The organism is Alkalibacterium sp. MB6 (assembly GCF_009935905.1).
Classification (GTDB): domain Bacteria; phylum Bacillota; class Bacilli; order Lactobacillales; family Carnobacteriaceae_A; genus Alkalibacterium.
This window is the reverse complement of sequence record NZ_PREX01000004.1, coordinates 65,198-85,811: the sequence shown is the minus strand read 5'-3', so window position 1 is coordinate 85,811 and position 20,614 is coordinate 65,198. Positions and strand designations below refer to the sequence as shown.

Annotated in this window: 23 protein-coding genes; 10 read left to right on the top strand and 13 right to left on the bottom strand. The window is 41.0% G+C overall.

What is annotated here, in order from left to right; translation table 11 throughout:
• Positions 1 to 71: 71 nt before the first annotated feature.
• The gene (locus C3945_RS02980) at positions 72 to 1,511 is read right to left on the bottom strand and encodes a glycoside hydrolase family 1 protein (RefSeq protein WP_161878199.1); all 1,440 of its coding nucleotides are present in this window, start codon (positions 1,509 to 1,511) and stop codon (positions 72 to 74) included.
• Positions 1,512 to 1,532: 21 nt separating this feature from the next.
• On the bottom strand, positions 1,533 to 2,513 hold the full coding sequence (locus C3945_RS02975) for a 2-keto-3-deoxygluconate permease (RefSeq protein ID WP_161878198.1): 981 nt from the start codon (positions 2,511 to 2,513) through the stop codon (positions 1,533 to 1,535).
• Positions 2,514 to 2,781: 268 nt separating this feature from the next.
• Here C3945_RS02975 and C3945_RS02970 point away from each other — a divergent pair, with 268 nt between their 5' ends.
• Both C3945_RS02970 and C3945_RS02965 read left to right on the top strand, forming a co-directional pair.
• Positions 2,782 to 3,234, top strand: a complete 453-nt coding sequence (locus C3945_RS02970; RefSeq protein WP_161878197.1) for a flavodoxin — start codon at positions 2,782 to 2,784, stop codon at positions 3,232 to 3,234.
• Between the two features lie 121 nt (positions 3,235 to 3,355).
• Entirely contained in the window at positions 3,356 to 4,201 is an 846-nt protein-coding gene (locus C3945_RS02965) for an aldo/keto reductase (protein WP_161878196.1), read from the top strand.
• Between the two features lie 306 nt (positions 4,202 to 4,507).
• On the opposite strand, the gene C3945_RS02960 is transcribed toward C3945_RS02965, so the two are convergent.
• Positions 4,508 to 5,077, bottom strand: a complete 570-nt coding sequence (locus C3945_RS02960) for a TetR/AcrR family transcriptional regulator (RefSeq protein WP_161878195.1) — start codon at positions 5,075 to 5,077, stop codon at positions 4,508 to 4,510.
• Positions 5,078 to 5,379: 302 nt separating this feature from the next.
• On the opposite strand from C3945_RS02960, the gene C3945_RS02955 reads away from it, so the two are divergent.
• Together C3945_RS02955 and C3945_RS02950 are read left to right on the top strand one after the other, a co-directional pair.
• Positions 5,380 to 6,618, top strand: coding sequence for an aminopeptidase (locus C3945_RS02955; RefSeq protein ID WP_161878194.1), 1,239 nt, complete (start codon positions 5,380 to 5,382; stop codon positions 6,616 to 6,618).
• 71 nt (positions 6,619 to 6,689) lie between these two features.
• Complete coding sequence (locus tag C3945_RS02950) at positions 6,690 to 7,034, top strand: ASCH domain-containing protein (RefSeq protein WP_202623275.1); 345 nt, start codon at positions 6,690 to 6,692, stop codon at positions 7,032 to 7,034.
• A gap of 122 nt (positions 7,035 to 7,156) precedes the next feature.
• On the opposite strand, the gene C3945_RS02945 is transcribed toward C3945_RS02950, so the two are convergent.
• The gene (locus C3945_RS02945; protein ID WP_161878193.1) at positions 7,157 to 7,942 is read right to left on the bottom strand and encodes an alpha/beta hydrolase; all 786 of its coding nucleotides are present in this window, start codon (positions 7,940 to 7,942) and stop codon (positions 7,157 to 7,159) included.
• A gap of 24 nt (positions 7,943 to 7,966) precedes the next feature.
• Entirely contained in the window at positions 7,967 to 8,389 is a 423-nt protein-coding gene (locus C3945_RS02940; RefSeq protein WP_161878192.1) for an OsmC family protein, read from the bottom strand.
• Between the two features lie 134 nt (positions 8,390 to 8,523).
• On the opposite strand from C3945_RS02940, the gene C3945_RS02935 reads away from it, so the two are divergent.
• From C3945_RS02935 to C3945_RS02920, 4 genes are all read left to right on the top strand, one after another.
• Complete coding sequence (locus C3945_RS02935) at positions 8,524 to 8,943, top strand: glyoxalase (protein WP_161878191.1); 420 nt, start codon at positions 8,524 to 8,526, stop codon at positions 8,941 to 8,943.
• Complete coding sequence (locus C3945_RS02930) at positions 8,940 to 9,287, top strand: DUF2200 domain-containing protein (RefSeq protein ID WP_161878190.1); 348 nt, start codon at positions 8,940 to 8,942, stop codon at positions 9,285 to 9,287. The genes C3945_RS02935 and C3945_RS02930 overlap by 4 nt, the downstream gene beginning before the upstream one ends.
• Positions 9,288 to 9,407: 120 nt before the next feature.
• A complete protein-coding gene (locus tag C3945_RS02925; protein ID WP_161878189.1) occupies positions 9,408 to 10,040 on the top strand; it encodes a YczE/YyaS/YitT family protein in 633 nt (210 codons plus the stop codon).
• A gap of 119 nt (positions 10,041 to 10,159) precedes the next feature.
• Entirely contained in the window at positions 10,160 to 10,519 is a 360-nt protein-coding gene (locus C3945_RS02920) for a DUF2512 family protein (RefSeq protein WP_161878188.1), read from the top strand.
• Positions 10,520 to 10,576: 57 nt separating this feature from the next.
• Here the strand turns inward: C3945_RS02920 and brnQ are convergent, their stop codons facing one another.
• From brnQ to C3945_RS02890, 6 genes are all read right to left on the bottom strand, one after another.
• Positions 10,577 to 11,932, bottom strand: a complete 1,356-nt coding sequence (gene brnQ / locus C3945_RS02915; protein ID WP_161878187.1) for a branched-chain amino acid transport system II carrier protein — start codon at positions 11,930 to 11,932, stop codon at positions 10,577 to 10,579.
• A 409-nt stretch (positions 11,933 to 12,341) separates the two neighbouring features.
• A complete protein-coding gene (locus C3945_RS02910) occupies positions 12,342 to 14,099 on the bottom strand; it encodes an ABC transporter ATP-binding protein (RefSeq protein WP_161878186.1) in 1,758 nt (585 codons plus the stop codon).
• Positions 14,100 to 15,851, bottom strand: a complete 1,752-nt coding sequence (locus C3945_RS02905; RefSeq protein WP_161878185.1) for an ABC transporter ATP-binding protein — start codon at positions 15,849 to 15,851, stop codon at positions 14,100 to 14,102.
• A 517-nt stretch (positions 15,852 to 16,368) separates the two neighbouring features.
• Positions 16,369 to 16,686: a PTS lactose/cellobiose transporter subunit IIA gene (locus C3945_RS02900; RefSeq protein ID WP_161878225.1), complete on the bottom strand. Its 318-nt coding sequence runs from the start codon at positions 16,684 to 16,686 to the stop codon at positions 16,369 to 16,371.
• 30 nt (positions 16,687 to 16,716) lie between these two features.
• Positions 16,717 to 17,037 (bottom strand): PTS sugar transporter subunit IIB, encoded by a 321-nt coding sequence (locus tag C3945_RS02895; RefSeq protein ID WP_161878184.1) that lies wholly within the window; start codon positions 17,035 to 17,037, stop codon positions 16,717 to 16,719.
• A 103-nt stretch (positions 17,038 to 17,140) separates the two neighbouring features.
• Positions 17,141 to 17,989 (bottom strand): metallophosphoesterase, encoded by an 849-nt coding sequence (locus C3945_RS02890; RefSeq protein ID WP_161878183.1) that lies wholly within the window; start codon positions 17,987 to 17,989, stop codon positions 17,141 to 17,143.
• A gap of 138 nt (positions 17,990 to 18,127) precedes the next feature.
• Here C3945_RS02890 and C3945_RS02885 point away from each other — a divergent pair, with 138 nt between their 5' ends.
• Positions 18,128 to 18,337 carry a hypothetical protein gene (locus C3945_RS02885; RefSeq protein ID WP_161878182.1) on the top strand — a complete coding sequence of 70 codons (210 nt, stop codon included), beginning with the start codon at positions 18,128 to 18,130 and terminating at the stop codon, positions 18,335 to 18,337.
• A gap of 4 nt (positions 18,338 to 18,341) precedes the next feature.
• Positions 18,342 to 18,584, top strand: a complete 243-nt coding sequence (locus C3945_RS02880) for a hypothetical protein (protein ID WP_161878181.1) — start codon at positions 18,342 to 18,344, stop codon at positions 18,582 to 18,584.
• A gap of 74 nt (positions 18,585 to 18,658) precedes the next feature.
• Here C3945_RS02880 and C3945_RS02875 read toward each other — a convergent pair whose 3' ends face one another.
• Both C3945_RS02875 and C3945_RS02870 read right to left on the bottom strand, forming a co-directional pair.
• Positions 18,659 to 18,922, bottom strand: a complete 264-nt coding sequence (locus tag C3945_RS02875; RefSeq protein WP_161878180.1) for a hypothetical protein — start codon at positions 18,920 to 18,922, stop codon at positions 18,659 to 18,661.
• A 210-nt stretch (positions 18,923 to 19,132) separates the two neighbouring features.
• Positions 19,133 to 20,605 carry a DUF1538 domain-containing protein gene (locus C3945_RS02870; RefSeq protein WP_161878179.1) on the bottom strand — a complete coding sequence of 491 codons (1,473 nt, stop codon included), beginning with the start codon at positions 20,603 to 20,605 and terminating at the stop codon, positions 19,133 to 19,135.
• Positions 20,606 to 20,614 lie beyond the last annotated feature (9 nt).

Sequence of the window (20,614 nt, the reverse complement as noted above, 5' to 3'; positions counted from 1 at the left end):
ATTATGAAGAAATGACTCTTTTGCATAAAAAAACAGCTTCCCCATTTAGTGATAAAGGGAAGCTGTCCATATTATAATTCTTGTCCGTTCGTTTCGATGACGTTTTTGTACCAGAAATAACTGTCTTTCTTATACCGTTTCAGTTCTTTTTCGTCCAGTTCTTCTCGGTCAACGTAAACGAAGCCGTAACGTTTCTGATAGCCGTTGAGCCAGCTCAGCAGATCAGTGTAACTCCATGTGCAGTAACCCATGACGTCCACCCCGTCTGTTATGGCTTCTTGAATGGCCATGACGTGTTTCTTCAAAAAGTCGATTCGGTAATCGTCATGAATGGAGCCGTCTTCTTCCAAGGTATCATAGGCACCGAGTCCGTTTTCTGTAATCAAAATCGGCATGTTGTAGCGGCTATTAATGCGTCTCATCGCGATTCTCAAGCCAGTCGGGTCAATGTCCCAATCCCAGTCAGTCCGTTCAACATGAGGGTTGGTCGTGTTTTTAAAGAGACCCGGAGCGCCGCTTTCTTCACTGGCACCTTTTTTACCTGAAGTGTTCATCTTACCTTCCCCAACGCCGCCGTCTAATGGATTGTTGGCGACGGTATTCGTTTGGTAGTAATTGAGTCCCATGAAATCCGGTTTGCCTGCTTTAAGTAACTCCTCGTCGCCTGGCTTAACATCGGGAGTGAGTCCGTGTTTCTCGTAATAGTTCCAGACAACGGATGGGTATTTACCAAAGACATACACGTCCATCCATAAATGAGCGTTAAACTCTTCATGGTTTTGAGCAGCTAATTGGTTTAATGGATCGCTGTCCAAAGAATATGTCGGGCTGTAAGCAAAACTTGGTCCGATTTTTCCATCAATGCCTAATTCTTTAAAGCGTTTGATGACGGATGCGTTCGCTAAGTTAGCGATGTGATTTGCTTGAATCATGCGTTTCTCGTCCGTTACATTTGGTGGATGAGCCGCCATACGGTATCCCAAAGTCAAGAATATGTTTTGTTCGTTCAAAGACACCCAGTATTTTACTCGTCCATTGAATCGATTAAACAAAATATCGGCGTAACGAGTGAAGTCCTCGATGACTTGTCTGTCTTCCCAACCGCCGTATTTGTCCTGCAAGGCTTGCGGGATATCCCAGTGGTATAAAGTTACGACTGGTTCGATGTTATACTTTAATAATTCATCGATTAAGTTGTCATAAAACTCTAGACCTTTTTCGTTTACTTCGCCGTTGCCGTCTGGAATAATGCGGCTCCAAGCGACAGAAAAACGGTAGGCTTTTAAGCCTTGGTCCGCCATTAATTTGACGTCTTCTTTGTAGCGGTGGTAATGGTCGACGGCTACTTCACCGGTCGTGCCCTTAAAGGTTTTGCCTGGAATCTGGACAAAACGGTCCCAAACGGACTCGCCTTTCCCGTCTTCACTGGCTGCTCCTTCAACTTGGTACGCCGCTGACGCAGACCCCCATAGGAAATCTTTTGGAAACTGATCCAACTCTTTGTGATACATAGCTCCACTCCTATTTTAAAATTAGTTTATTCCTTCATCTGATGTTGGGGCTTTAAGTGGTTTTTCACCTGTTTTAATCATGTGGTCATTCCATTTCGCAATAACAATTGGAGCGCCCACACATGTGATAATGACAGCAAATAAAATTTGAGCTGTGGCTGCTGACACATACGGCTGAAGTGGCGGATACGAATGAGCTATTAAAGCGGGAACCGAGGTAGTTAAGCCCGCTACCGTAACTAAAGACAGGCCATATAAGCCATCATTTTTCAGTACCATACGGTCGGTGATGACCAAAATGGATGAAGCGATAATGTAAATAAGTGTCAGAATGAGTCCAGGAATACCTGCTCTAACTGCTTCAATTATATTCAGTCCCTGCCCTAAGTTCCAGCCTAGAATCGGTAGTAAGCCGCCAATAGCTGGTCCAAATAATTTGTAAAACCCGCGGTCTATATTTCCGACAATGATACCAAGGATAAGAGGGATTAAAATAGACAGTACAGGAGTCCAGTCCACGTTTCCACCGGAAGCAAAGACAAAACTATAAATAAAGGTCGGTAACAAAGGTAGACTTAAAATGCCGAAGAAACCAAAGGCCCCCGTATCAATTTCGTCTCCATATTGTCTAGCCGTTAATAAGTAAATAGCTGTATTCGAGCTGGTAATGACCGCAACGAATGCAAGTGACGAAATACCCAGCACCCCGTGTTGGCCAAATAATTGCAAGAAAATCCATGATAAGGCCAAGCTGAATAGAGCTTTCACTATAAACAGTACCCCTTGACGCTTGAGCAGTCTGCCTGTTTGTTTTACATCGACAGCCGTACCGGAAATAAAGGTTAAAATAGCGGTAATTACCCCGACTCCTTCACCAGAAAACAGGGCCTGTGTCATCCCTCCTATCATAAATAAGTTAGGCCAAATGGTATAGACAACTATACTCAATATAAGCGGAACTAAAAACGTTCCTGCAGGAATCTTGTTAATTTTTGCTAACATCGTTCTATCTCCTTTTCCATAAATGAATCAGTGCACTAGAATAGGATGGATTGACGCTTCATTCAGTGAGTGCTAAGAATAGTATACCTCTTTATGAGCATTCTTTAAACAGATTCAGCCCTTAATCTAGTATGTATCTGATCGCTCGCCTCGAATATTGAAAAACAGTGATTATCGTGGTATGCTTTTTGGGAATCATCTGTTCAAACGTAATACCGACAGATGAATGAGGACGACTGCCTGAGTCAAAAGCGAGAGGATGACATGAATGCCTAAAGTAATGATTGTATACGCCAGTTTGACTGGTAATACAGAAGAATGCACAGATATTTTAGAAGCAGCGTTTCAAGAACTGGACTGCGACGTTGAAGTAACGGAGAGCGTGTTTGCCGATCCGGAAGATTTTTTAGACTATGACATATGTGTTGTGGGCACGTATACGTACGGAACGGACGCTGATTTACCTGATGAAATTGTCGACTTTTATGAAGAATTGGAAGACGTCGATTTAACTGGAAAAATATACGGAGCCTTTGGATCTGGCGACACCTTTTATGATAAGTACTGTCAATCAGTCGATGATTTCGATGAGCAATTTGCCAAAGCGGGGGCAACTAAAGGCGCAGACAGTGTGAAAGTGGATTTAAATCCGGAAGATGATGATGTGGAACACTTGAAAGCATTCGCAGCATCGTTAGTTAAAACATTTGAATCAAACTAATAGACAAGACACCTACTTTTCATAAGGGTGTCTTTTTTCTATAAAAAACACTTTCATTGGAAGTCTACTGCCACTTAACGTATAATTTTATGTAGAAAAAAAAGCGAAAGTAGGAATGCATATGTCATTAACGGATACGTATAAGATGAATAATGGGTTAGAGATTCCAAAGATTGGCTTTGGAACCTGGCAGTGTACCAATGAGGAAGCTAAACAGGCCGTTTTGTGGGCGCTTGAAGCAGGCTATCGCCATATTGATACCGCAGCAACTTACAAAAATGAAGAAGGCGTCGGTCAAGCGTTGAAAGAAACGGATGTTCCAAGAGAAGATATTTTTGTCACCACGAAATTGCATAACCGGTGGCACGGATATGATAAGACGAAAGAAGCGATTGACACGTCTTTAGAAAAATTGGGACTCGACTACATCGACTTGTACTTAATTCACTGGCCAAACCCTCTTTCCTTCCGTGACAGATGGCAAGAAACCAATGCCGAGAGTTGGAAAGCAATGGAAGAAGCGGTTGAAGCCGGGAAAATTAAATCGATTGGCGTCTCAAATTTCCGCCCGCATCACTTAAAGCCGTTGCTTGAAACAGCTAAAATTGTTCCGGCTGTGAACCAGATTATGCTCAACCCAAGCGATATGCAGCCTGACCTTGTGGCTTTCAACAATGAACACGGTATTATTAATGAAGGCTACAGTCCTCTTGGTACGGGTAAAATTTTTGAGGTGGACGAGTTAAAAGATTTGGCTGAGAAGTATAACAAGTCGATTGCTCAAGTCGTCTTGCGTTGGAGTCTGCAGCATAACTTCTTACCTCTTCCAAAAACCGTTACGAAAGAACGCGTCTGGGAGAATGCCGATATTTTTGACTTCGAACTCGACGATGAGGATATGACGTTAATTGATGGACTTAAAGGTCGCGCCGGTCAAGCGACTGATCCGGATACGATTACCTTTTAATACATGCTTAAAAGCTTGGAACGCACTCACCCTGGAATAGGGGTAGGCATTCCAAGCTTTTTTCGTTTCGTAGGATTGCTTACTGACCTCTTTTCTACGAACTCGTCAGAGATTTCCGTTTGAGTTCGGCGAAATGGTCCACTTATCTACGAACTCGTTAGAGTTTTCCGTTTGAGTTCGGTGAAATGGTCCTCTTTTCTACGAACTTGTCAGAGTTTTCCGTTTGAGTTCGTAGAATCGGCCAACTATTCTCTAAACTAAAAACTACCCAGCCGAGTGAGCTGGGTAGTTTTGCATCCATGTTAATTAAACTTTTTGAAAATCTTTCCACACTGATACAGAATGGTCCACGATATTCTCTGCTCTCGTTGAGAGACTTTCTTCTTCATAAGTGCTTACATTTTGGGCTGTTAATACAGCAACACCGAATATGGTCGGCCATATTATGCTCAACAATGAATCTCGGTCACTTTCAGTGAGATTTTCTAGTCCTTCCGTACGGCTAATCGCTTTATGAAGGGAATCTTCAATGAAGGTCTGAAGAGTCACAATAGACAATTCCCCGTGAGTAAACAGTGCAGAAAATAAAGTTTGTTCTTCACTGGCAAACTGTATGTAGTTAATGCATGCTTCTTTCAAACCGGTTCCTTCGTCGTGTAAACGAAACACTTTTTCTCCTAGCATGTCTATAACATAGTCGGTCAAATTAACTTTCAAGTCATCCATATTGGTAAACTCTTTGTAGATGGGTTGCGTAGAAGCTTTAAGGTGATCTGCAATCTTGCGCGCAGTGAAATGCTCAAATCCTTCTTCTCTCATTAAATTGAGAGCAGCCTCCAAAATATGTTCTCTATGAATTCTTCTTTTTCTGGGCACACGTCTACTCCCTCTCACTATTATTATCTAATGTAAATATAGATTTAATCCACTATAGTATAACATAATAAACATCTTATAAAAAGGCTCTACTTATCTTTCACACTATTTACATAACTAGAATAAAGGTTAAATAACAATCGTTTTTGTTATATTATTCATTATGTTTATGACTAGTTTATATGGCAACCGATATTAAATTATTACAAATTGACCAAAGTGTCTTATTTATTTGTGATTGTGACGAATTGGTGAATATGCTAAGATGAATGAGTATTTCAATCATAGAAGGAGGCAATTTCATGGTATTACCAGATTTCGAGAAACATTTGAAAACTTATGCAGATTTACTTGTGTCTACGGGCGTTAACGTTTCAGAGGGACACACGGTTATTTTAAGCATTGACGTTGATCAAGCACCTCTTGCGCGCTTGATTACAGAAGCAGCTTACGAACGTGGCGCTAAAGAAGTGATTGTTAAATGGACGGACGATCAAGTCACTCGTTCAACCTTTAAACACGCTTCAAAAGAAGTCGTGTCAACGGTTCCTCAATACAAAGTCGATGAGTCTAACGATTTTATCGAAAAAGGTGCTAGCCGAATTAGCGTGCGCTCATCAGACCCTGATTCACTAAAAGGTCTGGACAGCACGAAAATTGCTGCGGCACAGGCTGCCAATGGACGTGCGTTTAAAGCGATGCGTCAAGCCACTCAATCCAACAAAGTCAGCTGGGTCGTTGCAGCGGCCGCTGGAGAAAAATGGGCTGAGAAAGTATTCCCTGAATTAGAAACAGCTGAAGAACGCGTTGACGCGTTATGGGATGCTATTTTCAAAGCGATTCATTTATATGATGAGAACCCTGTAGCGACTTGGGAAGAAAAAGACAAGACGTTGGAATCTAAAGCTGATGAATTGAATAAAGAACAGTTTACTGCTCTTCACTTTACAGCTCCTGGAACTGACTTAACGGTTGGCTTACCTAAAGGTCACCGCTGGGAAGGTGCTGGAAGCTTGAATGCTCGCGGCGAACGCTTCATGGCAAATATGCCGACTGAGGAAGTCTTTGCAGCTCCAGATGCGAACCGTGTGGATGGTGTGGTTGTCTCGACTAAACCACTAAGTTATGCAGGTACGATTATCGAAGGCATGACATTCCATTTCAAAGACGGTAAAGTCGAAAAGGTTACGGCTGATAAAGGCGAAGACGTGATCAAGCAGTTAATTGAAACAGATGAAGGCGCTGCTCGTTTAGGCGAAGTGGCACTTGTTCCTGATGCGTCCCCTATTTCTCAATCTGGTTTGACTTTCTTCAATACATTATTTGATGAAAATGCGTCTAACCACTTGGCTTTAGGATCAGCTTACGCGTTCAACCTTGAAGGCGGAACTGAGATGTCAGAAGATGAACTGAAAGCAGCCGGTTTAAACCGTTCTGACGTTCACGTTGACTTTATGATCGGCTCAAACGAAATGGACATCGACGGCATCCGTGAAGACGGTTCTCGCGTGCCTGTTTTCCGTAAAGGTGCTTGGGCTTAATATTTAAAAAACTATAAGGCCTTCCTCGACGATTGTTGGGGAAGGTTTTGTATGACTATTGGAGGTTCGTGATGAATCACGACATGACTTTGTACGATGACCCGTTTAACGCGATTCAGTCTAAAGAAAAATTAGTAGAGATCCGTTTATGGGATCAAAAAAGGCGTCAGCTTAAAGTAAACGATACGATTACCTTTACCAAGCTGTCAAATCCTTTGGAGACTTTAACCGTTCGTGTTATGGCATTGGACCGCTTCCCTACTTTTAAAAAGATGTACGAAACATTGCCTGATCAAATTTTAGGCGCACAAGGTCAAACGGTTGAACAAATGCTTGAAAATACTTATAAAATTTACTCCCCTGAACAAGAAAAGCAATGGGGTACTGTCGCTATTCATATAGAGGTCATTGACTAATGTGTTGTATTAACTTTTTAGGAGTCTATCTCCATACTCAAGTAAAAGATTCAACTGAGTATAGCCATAAAAAGAAGCTGGAACGGAAAAGGCACTGCGCCTCGATCCGTTCCAGCTTTCTTTTATTTCTCGACTAGCCAAGGTAGTGCATCTAGTAAAAATGTATTCCAAAAGTCCCAATTGTGGTCACCAGGTTCTTCCCGGTATTCGTGATCAAAGCCATTTTGGATGAGCCAGTTATGGAAGACTTCATTTTCTCGAATTAAATGGTCGTCCGTTCCGCAGGCCAAGTACAGTTCCGGCTTGTTTTTTGCCTGTTTGACTAAAGCGTAGGTGTCCATGTTGTCCGGCAAGTCGCGGTAGGTCTTTGATGGGATCAATGGCCACAAACTTCGGTTAATGGGCGTGTCTTCCGTTAAATCATGGAATGTGTTGTCTTCTTTTGAAAAGACTCGACTTGATAAAGCGATGATTTTACTAAAGGTGTCACTGTAGGTATAACCGTTTCTCAGTGCGCCAAAGCCGCCCATAGATAAGCCGCCGATGAAGGTGTCTTCCCTTTTGTTGGATAAGGGAAAGAGTTGTCGCGTGACGTTGACTAATTCTTCTCCAATAAAGGACCCAAAATTGTTGTGGTGTGGGTGATCCACGTAAAAGCCGTTTTCTCCAGAAGGCATTATCACTGCCAAGTTATACTCTTCTGCCCATTCAACTATACGACTGTTGTGAACCCAGTCCATATAGTGTCCTGACCAACCGTGTAATAAATACAAGGTTTTAAACGGGACCACTTCTTGTTTTTTAGTTTGCTCATTATATTTAGTTTCTACTTTGTCAGGTATGACTGCAAAATAATTCACTTTCCTCATTAATTGTTCGGAATGAACTGTTGCATTTAGTGTCGTCATCATGGTCTCCTTAATTTAATATATTTATGCTTCTGCTGCTTCTTCGCCATTTAAAATAACTTTGTAACTTAACTCTGCATTCAGTGAATTGGCTACAGAACAGTATTTCTCATCACTTAGTTTAACCGCACGCCAGACTCGGCTGGCTGGAACGTCTCCGTCTACATGTACAACTAATTCGATGGCTTTGAAATAACGAGGCGGTTCGTCGTTGCGCTCGCCAACTGTATCAAAGGTCATGCGCTCAATCTTGTCTAAATAAGGCTTCAATACCATTACCATGTCGATGCCCATACATCCTGCTAATCCTCCAAGGACCACTTCCATTGGCGACGGCCCACTGCCCTCTCCACCGTTAGCGACAGGTGCATCCATCCTCATTGTATTGCCGTTTTCATTCGTCATTGTAAAGGCCATATTGCCTTCCCACGTTGTGCTTGCTTTCATTTCTTTCACTCCACTTCTTATCATGTTAGCCTTATTATAGCACACGGGTTTAGTCTAATCTTCTTTAAGACAGTGGTCAATTGAGTGTGGTATGGTAAACTAGAGACAGACGAAATACTAAAGGAGCGATGAAAGTGGCTTTTGCTTTTAAAGGATTGGATCATATACAAATCACTGCCCCACTTGGGTCGGAAAAAGAAACACGGCACTTTTTTATAGATATTTTAGGTTGTGAAGAAGTAGAAAAACCAGACTCACTGAGTCATTTTGACAGTTTATGGTTTGATATGGGCAGACATATTTTGCATGTCGGCTTGGACGAGTGGTTCAAACCGGAAAAACGAGGTCATCCGGCTTTTGAAGTGAGCGATATTGTAGCGCTGATGGCCCATTTAAAAGAGAACGATATACCATTCGAAGAGGACAGCAATATGCCTGGCGCCAAACGCTTTTATACTTATGCCTTTTTTGGTCACCGCATGGAGTTTTTGGAATGGTTTGAGAAGCCAGATTCTATGAAAGAGACCCTTATTAAACGTGGAGGTATAAGATGACTAGACATAAGATTTTTGATATGCCTTTTTCAAAGGTGTACCCTATGTATGTGGCGAAGGCTGAACGGAAGAACCGCACTAAGGGAGAAGTTGACGAAATCATTCGTTGGTTAACTGGGTATTCGCAAGACGAGTTGCTTGAACAAATTAATCGTGATGCTGATTTCGAGAATTTCTTTGAGGAAGCTCCGGCTATGCACCCTTCTCGTGACAATATTACGGGAGTCATTTGTGGTGTTCGTGTCGAAGAGATTGTAGACCCGTTAATGAAAGCCATCAGACAGCTTGATAAGTTGATTGATGAATTGGCAAAAGGAAAAGCGATGGAAAATATTTTGAGATAACATAACTAATGAAGACTCTATACCAGCTTCCACTATAGGGTCTTTTTTATTTGTCATTGACTTTGTATCCGTTTCAACGTATGATAATTCTTGGATATTATAAAGAAATTGAGGTAGATTATGAAAAAAATTAAATTAACTTACTCACTAATTGGTACACTCTTTATCAGTCTTGCTGTGTCTTTTTTCCGTTTGGCGGACTTTGGTACGGATCCTTATACGATGTTTAACCTTGGTTTCAGTGGCTTTCTTAATATGGAATTTGGCGTATTCATCATGATTTCAAGTTTGGCTGCTTTAATATTAATCTATTTTGCGGATCGGTCAATGATAGGAATAGGGACCTTGATCAACATATTTTTAGTAGGTAATTTATCAGATGTAACGGTTTCCACATACTTGAATCTGTTTGGGACCCCAGACAATCTAATCTTACGCGTCGTCTTTTCTATTTTAGGTATTTTATCGCTTTCTATGGGAGCGGCTTTGTATATTGAAGCGAAAGAAGGTGTGGCTCCTTACGATGCCCTACCGATTATTGTGACTGACAAATTAGACGGTCGGTTTTCTTTCCGAGTGGTCCGTGTTGTTTTAGATACTGCCTTTGCTTTGATTGGCTTCTTACTGGGTGCAACACTTGGCGTCAACACTATACTGACTGCTTTCTTCCTCGGGCCTTTGATTCAATTCTTCCGTGATGTTTTCCAAAAGGATTTGAATACAAAAGAATTAAAATACGCTACAAAAAAATAACTCGTTCTAAACCTTCAGTTTACATGACTGAAGGTTTTTTTATTGTAACAAGTGTTATAGTTTGTACTATCTAAACCAATTATTTATGATTGATTTAATAAAAATAGGAGGTGCATAGAATGAATCATGTAAAAGCTATTGCCATTAAATTGGTTGCTCATTTGGTTTTAGGTTGGGTCGTTTTAAGTCTTATTTTTGAAGCTCCTGCAGGCGATGCCTTAATTGCAGCAGCGATTGTAGCTATTTTAATCTATGTTGTTGGAGACTTACTTGTCCTTCGTAAAGCCGGGAATATTCCTGCTACACTACTTGATGCTGGTACAGCATTCTTAGTGACTTGGTTGTATTTAAATAGCATGAACGATGGAGACTTCTTAGTCGCTAGTTTCGTCTTTGCTATTGGTGTGGGGTTATTCGAATACTTCTTCCATAACTGGTTACTGGGAAATGTTATTCCAGATGAAAGACGTGTCCATTAATTAAGAAAAGACGGCACCCGTTTAATTGGGCTGCCGTCTTTTTGTATTCAGTTATGCTTAAGTGAACTGAACTTGAGTGTGATGGCGACGAGTCACGGCTATTGCATAGCCTACAAAGAAGCCAAGTATGGCGGGTAGTAACCACCCCATGCCGTATTGGAACAAAGGAAGCACCTGATCAGCTGCGTTAACAATCCACTGAATCCATGCCGCTTCTCTCCACAAGCTGGCATTTAGTGCGTCAACTGTAGCTGCTAAAAGTGTGAAAGCTGTTGTCCAAAAGTAGACCGACTGATAGCCTTTAAATAATGGGTTAATCAGGGTTAAAATGATTAATACCATGGCTAAGGGATAGATAAACATCAAGACTGGAATAGAAAAATCAATAATGTTTGTTAAACCAACGTTCGCAAATACCGCAGGCAATATGGAGGCGACTGCTATAAAAAAGGCGTAGCTTCTGCTCGGAAAGAGTTCGATGAAGGTTTCCGAAAAAGAGGTCACTAGGCCGATTGCTGTTTTCAAACAGGCTGAGATGACAATTAGTGCGAGAAGCAAGCTGCCCCCTTGGCCAAGGTAATAATGCGACAGTTGCGCTAGTGCAATCCCACCGTTTTCGCTGATCTCAAAGGCACCGAGACTTTTAGCACCCATATAAGCCAGTAAGGAATAGATGACTCCCATTAATACCATGCTCAACACACCTGAGCGAATCGTATCGACCGCAATATCTTTAGGCTTCGTTACACCCATGTTTCTCAAAGTAGAAATAATAACGACACCAAACGCTAATGCTGCTAAAGCATCCAGCGTGTTGTACCCTTCCAAGAACCCATTTGAAAAAGCTTGTGTCTGGTAAGAAGCTTGGACAGGCATATCTGAAACCGAACCGATTGGATTGATGAAGGCCAAAACCAATAAGACTCCTAAGGTCAGTAAGAAAATAGGGTTCAATACTTTTCCAACATACACAATGATTTTACTGGGTTTTTTCGAATAAAACCACGCCAATGCAAAGAAGGCGATTGAGAACAATGCTAGTGCGAGACGCTGATTTCCGCTTGATACAAGTGGCGCAATCCCAATTTCATAAGACGTTGTCGCTAGTCTCGGTAGAGCAAAGAATGGACCGATAACTAAATAAAGTAAAATGGTAAATAATTTCGCATAATGCTTATTCACTCGAGAGGACAAATCATACACGCTGGCGCTGTTTGACACGCCCATCGCGATGACACCTAAAAACGGGAGTCCAATCCCGGTGATTAAAAAGCCAATGTTAGCCCAAAATACATTTTGTCCAGCTAACTGCCCCATATGAACAGGGAAAATTAAATTCCCAGCCCCAAAAAATAACCCGAATAACATTGAACCGACAAATACATAATCTTTCATACCCAACTTCTTATTCATTTTCCCACATCCTTTTTTTCAATATGCTTCATATCCTAGCATATTGAAAATGAATAAACAATGAGAGTTCCTAATTGTTTTATAAATTTTTAGTCTTTGCATTTTGATAGTATAGGTCTATGTAACGACTTTAGCCGGAAAATTTTCACAAGTCATCAGTTGAACCGGTTTAATTGCTCACTCAGTTGTGATAGGTGACTTGAGCCGTCAATTAAACTGGTTTAATTGCTTACTCAGTCGTGATAGGTAATTTGAGCCGTCAATTAAATCGGTTTAATTGCTCACTCAGTCGTAAAAGCTGACTTGAGTGGGCAATTAACTGACTTCTAAGGCGACTGGCAAGTCGCATCCTTATTGCATTTGACTTAAAAAAGCAACCATCACTAAATCAGTGATGGTTGCTTCTCTATTATGACGCTATCGTCTGGCCTTTTTTCTGCATCTCGTACATTTCAGCATAAACACCATCCGTTGTTAAGAGTGTATCATGCGTGCCTCTTTCCAAAATTTCTCCTTGATCCAAGACTAAAATTTGGTCGGCATGTTGGATAGTCGACAAACGGTGAGCAATGATGAAGGTTGTTCGACCTTTTTTCAACACGTCCATCGCATGTTGGATAATTTCTTCTGTTTCCGTATCGATTGATGACGTCGCTTCATCCAATATTAAGATTTTCGGATTAAAAGCCAGAGCTCTTGCAAAGGAAATCAGCTGGCGCTGACCTGAACTTAAGGTGCTTCCTTTTTCGACGACTGGCTCATCGATGCCTTTTTCGAATTTTTGGAGCAGGTCTTCCCCACCCACATCTTTCAAGGCTTGTATGGCTTCTTCTTTTGAAATCTTAGGGTTGTCCATGGTGATGTTGGAATAGATCGTCCCTGTAAATAAGAATGGATCCTGTAAAACGATTCCCATTTCTTCACGGACAGATTGTCTGGAATAGAGTCGCGTGTTTTGCCCGTCTACAGTGATTTCCCCGTGTTGAGGGTCATAGAAACGAAACAGCAAATTCATAATCGAACTTTTTCCAGATCCGGTATGGCCTACTAAGGCGACGGTCTCCCCTGGTTCCGCGACAAACTGAATGTTTTTCAACACATCCTTGTCTTCATTGTATCCAAAGGTCACTTGATTAAATGCCACTCGTCCTTGAGTGACTGTCATTTTGTCTGTCGGATTATCTTCCGGATCGCTGTCGATCATTTCAAATACACGGTCTCCGGCTGCAATGGCTTGCTGAACGAAGGCCATTTGCTGAATGATCCCTTTAATCGGTTCATACAGCCGACTCACGTAATCTCCAAACAAGTACAGCATCCCTACCGAAATGCCCAGCGTTCCGTTGATGTATTGAGTACTAAAATAAATCATTAACAAAAGTAAAGAGACGCGTCTTAAAAAGTCAGCGAATGTCCATTGGAAGGACGAGTCTAAGATAACGTATTTGCGCATGACCTCATACCATTTGCCATTTGTTTCCTCGAACTCAGCTGAAATCTGCTCTTCTTGTTCAAAAGCTTGAATGATTTGCATCCCTTGAATGGATTCATTTAATTTCCCATTAATATCTGAGTTTAATTCTCTCTCTTCGCGGTGGAATGATCTGGCGTATTTTGTATAAAACTTATTCCAGAAATACATGAGAGGAATTAATAATAGCAAAACGAGTGCCAAACCTGTGTGGAAAAAGGCAATGGCCGTAAACGCACCGATGACATAAAAGACGTTGATCAAAATTTGACCGACTGTTGCAACGTAAAATTGCTGTCTTAAATTTTCCGTGTCGTTAGTGATGCGAGCCACAATTTTTCCTGCTGGTAAATTGTCAAAATAATGAATCGGCAATTCTTGTACACGGGTATACAACTGGTCACGAATGACTTTTATAATTCCATTTGCCCCACGCATACGGTAAATAGCTGAGATATACCGTGTGATAACCGTCGATACAGTTAGTCCAAAATAAATGGCAATCAACCGAACCAATACATTGCTGTAATCTTCGCCGCTTGTAGCCGCTGGTGTGATGACTTGGTCAATAACCCGTTGGACGATAATAGGCGCACCAAGGTCGGTAATCATCGATAAGATGACCAAACCGATACCAATGGTGAAGTGCATTTTAAAGTATTTCATATAAGATAGGAGTCGTTTAACGGTCTTCATTTATTCATCGCCTCCTTGAGTGATGTCTTTAATTTCTTGTTTGGAGAACTGGTCGTAATACCATCCTTGGTCATTGACTAATTCGTCATGAGTCCCTCTTTCAACAATCTTCCCGTTGTCCAAGACGATAATCTCATCGGCTTCTTTAACAGCAGATAGTCGGTGAGTTGAAATAATGGTTGTTTTCCCGTCACGCACCTGACGAATATTACCAATAATGTTTTGCTCTGTTTTGGCGTCCACTGCAGACAAAGAGTCGTCTAAAATTAAGACTTCTGGATTCTTGATTAAAGCACGCGCAATTGAAATACGCTGCTTTTGCCCCCCGGAAATGGAAACTCCTTTTTCACCAATCATGGTGTCGAGTCCTTTGTCCATATTTTTTAAATCGTCTTCAAATGAAGCGAGTCGAATACTTGTTAAAATGTCCTCATCAGTCGCGTCGCTTTTACCAAAAGCAATATTGTCTCTCACGCTTCGACTAAATAACACATGGTCTTGTGGCACGTAACCGATGAGTCGTCTTAAGGATGGGTCTTGGTAATCAGCATACGAACGCGTGCCCATATTAAAGACACCAGATCCTGTTGGGAATTGATTTAATAACTGGCGGATGAGAGTGGTTTTACCTGAGCCAGTCTTGCCTACAATGCCCAACATTTTTCCTTTTGGAAGAGTTAATTGAATGTTGTCTAAATTCGTTATTTCGCTGCCACCGTATTTAAATGTGAACTCATCGAAGACAAAGTTGTCTGCTGTTTTCGCTTCTTCTGTTCCTTTCAAATCCAGGCCGTCTGTGGCATGAGTAATTTCTTCCACACGACGCATGGAGGCACTCCCTTGTCTTAAGATAAGTACCAATTCAGATACAGAAATAATTGGCCAAATCATCATGCCCAAATACATTTGAAAAGCGACGATGTCTCCTACTGATAGGATGCCTCGAACGACAAGAACGGATCCATAGGTTAATGCAATCATGATACTTAAGCCTTCGAATGTTTTAACCGTTGGTCCAAATATAGCTGAAATTTCAGATACACGGTTATTCTTTTTCAACAGATCACTGGTTTGTGATTTGAATTTATCAATGAAGTCTGCTTCCTTAACGTAAGCACGAATCACTCGCATGCCATCAATCATTTCGAGGACGTCATCGTTGACCGTTGAGAATGACTTCTGAGCGATTTCATAGGCTTCATCAACTTGCTGACCTTTAACTTTTATGACATAAGCCATGGGTAACAAAGGTAAAACGGCTGCGACGGTCAAGCCCCAATGGACAGTGACCCCCATCATGACAACGATCGTTGCGGTGAATCCTGTCGCACTCATGAGAACGAGCATACCGTAACCGACTGTGTCAGCTAGCGCACGAATATCTTGTGTGCCACGTGCCATCAAGTCGCCCGTACGGAACTTTTCAAAATAAGGTGCACGCATGCGCAAGAAATGACGCATCAAGGCGCTTCTCATTTGGCGCTGTAATTTATAGGCCCCTTCAAATAATCCATATCCCCAAACAAAATCTAAGAGGTAGGTGAGTATGACCAAGCCACCGAACTGGAGACTGTAAGTGAGTAACAAGTCACTGTTCATTTCTCCAGTCACGATGGCATCAATGATTCGGCCTATAATAAATGGAATTAAGACGGCGAAAACATTCGATATTGCCAAACAAATAAATGCAATTAAGTACTGCCATTTGTTTTCTTTAAAGAAAAATTTCAATTTAAATATAACGTCAAACATGTTTTATCGTTCCTTTCATTCTTGCATTCTTTTGGTGCATGTCCATTTTTAGGTAAAAAAAGACAGTCTATCCCCAAGGCGATAGACTGTTCATGTGTTCTTTTTATGGCATGCAAAAAAAAGGAACGCACTTAATATCTAGACACGGAGGAATGGAGCCGACTTTCGTTCATCGGCTGGCTGCTTTTATAATGACTTTCAGTGCGAAATGTAACGACTGAAATCATGGCATTTCCTCCTCTCCGTTTTTTTACCACCCTATTGGTGGCGTTTTCTCTCATCGAAAATAACTATACACTTAATCTCTTTCTAATACAATAGAAATCGGATAAAATTAGCATCTTTTTTAGGATCGCTTATTATGGAATCGGCATCGGCTTATTAAGGGGAATAATGGCGACTCGGTGGGTGTCATTGCCGTGAATGGATATTAAACTCGACTTGACAGTCTAATCTTTCTTAAACTAAAAAAAGCCTGCCGAATAATCTCAGCAGGCTCTTCTTATCTTCATTATCTTCATTGATTCATTCTATTATACATGTCTACCATTTCTTCGGCTAAATCTCGGTAAGTCATGGCGCTCATCAAGTGGTCTTGGGCATGCACAAGTAACAGATTTACTGGAATGCCTGCACCGGAGGCTTCATTACTCAGTAAGTTTGTTTGGATTTCATGTGCTTCGATTATCGACTGATCAGCCCCTTGAATTTTCTCTTTGGCTAGATCGAAGTCTCCTGTTTTGGCAGCATAAATAGCCTCCATTGCACTACTTCTGGCATCCCCACCATGCATGATTAATGACATGATGACTTCCATTGTTTCATCGTTATTCATTGTCATGTCCCACTCCCCCTTTTCAGACGGTTAGTTCTTTATAAGCGACAAGGCTGTGTCGAGCACATTAGCCCCATTCATCGTGCGGTAATCTGATTCATTAATCGACTCAATTGGAATAGATTTTTCAGCAGCTTTGGGTTCAAACTTTGGTATCATATACCTGACTTGTGGGCCTACTAACAACACGTCAATCTGCCTAGAGTCAAGTTTACGCAGGGCTTCAAGAGCTGAGACGGCTAAAATGGTCACGTCAAGGCCTCGTTTTGCAGCTACTTTTTTCATATTCTCTACAAGCAGAGTACTACTCATGCCTGCAGCACAAATAAGCATAATGACCTTTTTATCCATCAGCTCACTCCCTTTGATTCGTACGATTAAATGCTTTCATTGATTGGTTTGATTCATTTCATCATACCTTTTTCAAAAACATCTGTCCACTATTGAAGCTAAATTATTTCAGGGTGACGACTACAATTTCCGGGCGGTTATTTATTCTAAATGGAAAAGAAGAATTGCCCAGTCCTCTAGAAATAATCATGCGTTTTGAACGGTCTGCACTGAAGTTGAAAATACCATAATCGTACTTGGGGAGCCAGCCTTGTCCTGGTGCATATAAACCACCAACAAACGGTATTCGTGCTTGTCCGGCATGACTGTGGCCACTTAACACTAAATCAGGCATCTTCGTTTTGTCGTCCATATAGTGTTCGAAATGTTCTGGTCGGTGCGCCATTAAAATCTTGGGCTTGCCTTCCATATAAGTCGTTAATTCAATCGGTTGAAGCATCGGCTTTGGTAAATTGTCCTGATTTTGCCGTTCAGCTAAGCCCATGAGAACGAGTGTCGCTGACGGGTCTTCTTCTAGTGTGAGGAGTGTTGCCTCGTCTAAAAGGAGACGTATATTAAACTTGTTTAAGATGGAGTGCAAGACCTCAAAGGAGGCACTTGCGATATCGTGATTGCCAGTAACGGCGTATGTCGGGGCAATCTTCCCTATTTCTTCTGCAAAGTGTCTAAGCGGCGTATCGTCAAAATGATCCATACCTGCTTGAACGATATCTCCGGTAATCATGATGTAGTCAGGCTCTAAGGCTTCTATTTTACTTAAATAAGCATTCACGAAGCCTTTATTAGTCCGTTTTTGAAGATGCATATCAGTTATTTGAACAATTTTCTTTCCAACAAAGCCTTCGTCAATCTTTGGTATGGTCACTGTGTAGTTCGTGATGTCTATTAAATAATTTTGTATGTATAAATACACTAGTAGGGCGATGATTATGCCTAGTAAAATCCATGCCATTGTTTTTCCTCCACGCTAAAACTAAATTTTAATAAATGAGTATCCCTATTGTACCATATGAGCAATATATAAGCGTTAACAATTTTATTATGCTACACTAAAATTAACACATCAGAACGATAATTGGAGGGTCTCTTTATGGACAATAATCCGTCACTTAATCATGACCAGCAACATACTGCTGACCACCTGATTAAAGCGAAAGGTGTTAAAGAAACAAAAGAGTATACTGATCCAGACGAGAACCTTATAGAAAGAGACTTGTCTGAAGAAGAAAAAGAGAAAGCTACTCATCCAGATGATTTCGAGCCTTTTGATTTGAGTAAATTAGACGAAAAGGAAGAGTGATAACATGGCAAATAAAAAGAAATTTACAGCAGACACAGATACACATTTAGGGTCGTTACCAGAAGATGGCAAGAATGAGTTTATCAACAATAGCGAACCTGAGGACATTAACCCTAGTCGATTCAGACCGGAAAACGAAAAAGAAAGTGACCAAGTTGAAGATGATTTTATGAGCTTCAATACGGACAGTATGGATGATTTAGCCAAGCTTAAAGAAGACTTTAATCAATCAGATACAAAAGAATAAAGAAAACAGCGACTAAGGCTCTTCACGGAGCTAGTCGCTGTTTTTTTTAGTTTATATACGTATCACGTTTACTCTTATCTATGATAATGAAGGTTTTCAAAGGATATGGACCTAATGACTTTTCTTTCTTCGATATCTTCTTGTAGTAAAAAAACTGTCCCAACATTCATACGAAACAAATCATCCCACTCCAAGTGGTATCGTTTCAAAATGCTGTCTAAAGGGCAATCCAGTTCGCCATCTGCATTCTCGATGATTTCATTATCTCTAATAAATAATTCTCTAGATTCAGTAGGCATTTGAAGGACATATATAAATCGTTTTTTTAGTGTGTTCATTTCAGATCCTGCTCTCTTTTTTACCATTCAACACGCCTCTGGTGACGTGTTGTGTAAGTAGCCCTTGCTTAGCTAAATTATACAAGAGAGAGAGCCAATTGTCTGTGTCTAAATTAAGTATTTTTTATGCAATGTTTTGTCACACTTTATACATAATTCAGTCATATAATTTCTTTTTAGGTCTATCCTAACGCTTTTTATAGAAATCTGTTAATCCGACTTCATTGTATAAATAAAGCCTGATATTTGAATGGTAATGATGGGCATTAATGCGACTAAAGCAATCATTCCGAACCCGTCAATCATCACTGAGGCGTGATCGACACCTTGAGCTGCTCCTTGAATAAAGGCGAGTATAAAGGTACCTGTCATCGGTCCTGATGCGACACCACCGGCATCAAAAGCCATGGCGACGATGGAATTATCCACAAAATAACTTAATGCGAATGCAATAATATAGCCTGGAAGTAACAAGTGCCACAATTCAAGTCCGAAATAAACGGTGCGTAATGATGCCAGTAAGGTCGCGATACCCACACCTATCGCCAGTGCGATATAAATAAAGCTCGGCTTTAATGCCCCCGCTGTCACCGTTTCCACTTGATTGGCCAACACGTTCACGGCAGGTTCAGCTAAGATGGTCACCATTCCTAAAATAAAGGATAAAATGAATAGCCACATATAATTATCAAACTGAGTTAATTGGTAACCAATTAATGTCCCAACGTTCATAAACCCGAAGTTAACCCCTGTCAAAAACAAAATGAGTCCGACAATATTATAAAATAAACCCAGTACGATACGTCTTAATGGGCGTTTTTTTAATTTTAAAATGGCGTAGTTAAATATAAGAAAAATGAGTCCGATAGGCAAAATTGAAATAAGGGCTTCTCCGACTTGGCTCGCTCCGATTGTTGCAAGAGACCGAAGAAATGACTCGTTGAAACCAAAGGATATGGATAAATCTCCTGAAAGGGTTCCTGTTGAAATAAAAATATCACCGATCATGACTGCAATAATGGCACCCGCTGAAGCGATGGCTACTAAGCCGAAGCTACTGTCAGACGATTTATTTTTAACTTTACTTTTGCTAAGTGTTGAAATCCCCATAGCCATAGCTAGGAGGAAGGGTACGGTGATGACCCCCGTCGTCGCACCTGATGCATCGAATGCGATGGATATAAATTCTGTCGATGTAAAGAATGAGAGGATCAGAATAAGCAGATAACTTATTCCGATTACTTTTATAAATGACCACCTGTATACCAATCTAAGCAGTCCTAAGGCGACCATAACGGCAATACCTACGGATACGGTTATGACCAACTGAATGCTTGACATGGCTCCGGAAGTCACCAATTCTATTTGATTCCCTAATACTAGTAAGCTCGGTTCAGCTACTGAAATGACAAAGCCAAGTAGTAGCCCCACTGGAATTAAAATCTTTAACGAGTTCGATCTGGCAATCCCTTTACCCAGGTTTTCTCCTATTGGGGTAATAGCCGTATCAACGCCCGTTAAAAATAAGGCAAGGCCTATAATAATTAAAATCGTTCCTAAAACAAACGCGCCTAAGGTTGCTATATCAAAAGGAATAAGAAAGAAATGAATAGCCAGAACAAAAATAAATATAGGGGCTACTGATCGTACCACTTCTAATCCTTTTTCCACTACTATATTCATGTCATCGTC

Excerpts from the sequence above, each read along its gene's own strand:
- C3945_RS02945 (WP_161878193.1), bottom strand. The coding sequence starts at position 7,942 with ATGACGACACTAAATGCAACAGTTCATTCCGAACAATTAATGAGGAAA.
- C3945_RS02930 (WP_161878190.1), top strand. The coding sequence starts at position 8,940 with ATGACTAGACATAAGATTTTTGATATGCCTTTTTCAAAGGTGTACCCT.
- C3945_RS02955 (WP_161878194.1), top strand. The coding sequence starts at position 5,380 with ATGGTATTACCAGATTTCGAGAAACATTTGAAAACTTATGCAGATTTA.
- C3945_RS02885 (WP_161878182.1), top strand. The coding sequence starts at position 18,128 with ATGGACAATAATCCGTCACTTAATCATGACCAGCAACATACTGCTGAC.
- C3945_RS02880 (WP_161878181.1), top strand. The coding sequence starts at position 18,342 with ATGGCAAATAAAAAGAAATTTACAGCAGACACAGATACACATTTAGGG.
- C3945_RS02970 (WP_161878197.1), top strand. The coding sequence starts at position 2,782 with ATGCCTAAAGTAATGATTGTATACGCCAGTTTGACTGGTAATACAGAA.
- C3945_RS02890 (WP_161878183.1), bottom strand. The coding sequence starts at position 17,989 with ATGGCATGGATTTTACTAGGCATAATCATCGCCCTACTAGTGTATTTA.
- C3945_RS02910 (WP_161878186.1), bottom strand. The coding sequence starts at position 14,099 with ATGAAGACCGTTAAACGACTCCTATCTTATATGAAATACTTTAAAATG.
- C3945_RS02905 (WP_161878185.1), bottom strand. The coding sequence starts at position 15,851 with ATGTTTGACGTTATATTTAAATTGAAATTTTTCTTTAAAGAAAACAAA.
- C3945_RS02875 (WP_161878180.1), bottom strand. The coding sequence starts at position 18,922 with ATGAACACACTAAAAAAACGATTTATATATGTCCTTCAAATGCCTACT.
- C3945_RS02965 (WP_161878196.1), top strand. The coding sequence starts at position 3,356 with ATGTCATTAACGGATACGTATAAGATGAATAATGGGTTAGAGATTCCA.
- C3945_RS02895 (WP_161878184.1), bottom strand. The coding sequence starts at position 17,037 with ATGGATAAAAAGGTCATTATGCTTATTTGTGCTGCAGGCATGAGTAGT.
- C3945_RS02925 (WP_161878189.1), top strand. The coding sequence starts at position 9,408 with ATGAAAAAAATTAAATTAACTTACTCACTAATTGGTACACTCTTTATC.
- C3945_RS02975 (WP_161878198.1), bottom strand. The coding sequence starts at position 2,513 with ATGTTAGCAAAAATTAACAAGATTCCTGCAGGAACGTTTTTAGTTCCG.
- C3945_RS02950 (WP_202623275.1), top strand. The coding sequence starts at position 6,690 with ATGAATCACGACATGACTTTGTACGATGACCCGTTTAACGCGATTCAG.
- C3945_RS02980 (WP_161878199.1), bottom strand. The coding sequence starts at position 1,511 with ATGTATCACAAAGAGTTGGATCAGTTTCCAAAAGATTTCCTATGGGGG.
- brnQ (WP_161878187.1), bottom strand. The coding sequence starts at position 11,932 with ATGAATAAGAAGTTGGGTATGAAAGATTATGTATTTGTCGGTTCAATG.
- C3945_RS02870 (WP_161878179.1), bottom strand. The coding sequence starts at position 20,605 with ATGAATATAGTAGTGGAAAAAGGATTAGAAGTGGTACGATCAGTAGCC.
- C3945_RS02920 (WP_161878188.1), top strand. The coding sequence starts at position 10,160 with ATGAATCATGTAAAAGCTATTGCCATTAAATTGGTTGCTCATTTGGTT.
- C3945_RS02900 (WP_161878225.1), bottom strand. The coding sequence starts at position 16,686 with ATGAATAACGATGAAACAATGGAAGTCATCATGTCATTAATCATGCAT.
- C3945_RS02940 (WP_161878192.1), bottom strand. The coding sequence starts at position 8,389 with ATGAAAGCAAGCACAACGTGGGAAGGCAATATGGCCTTTACAATGACG.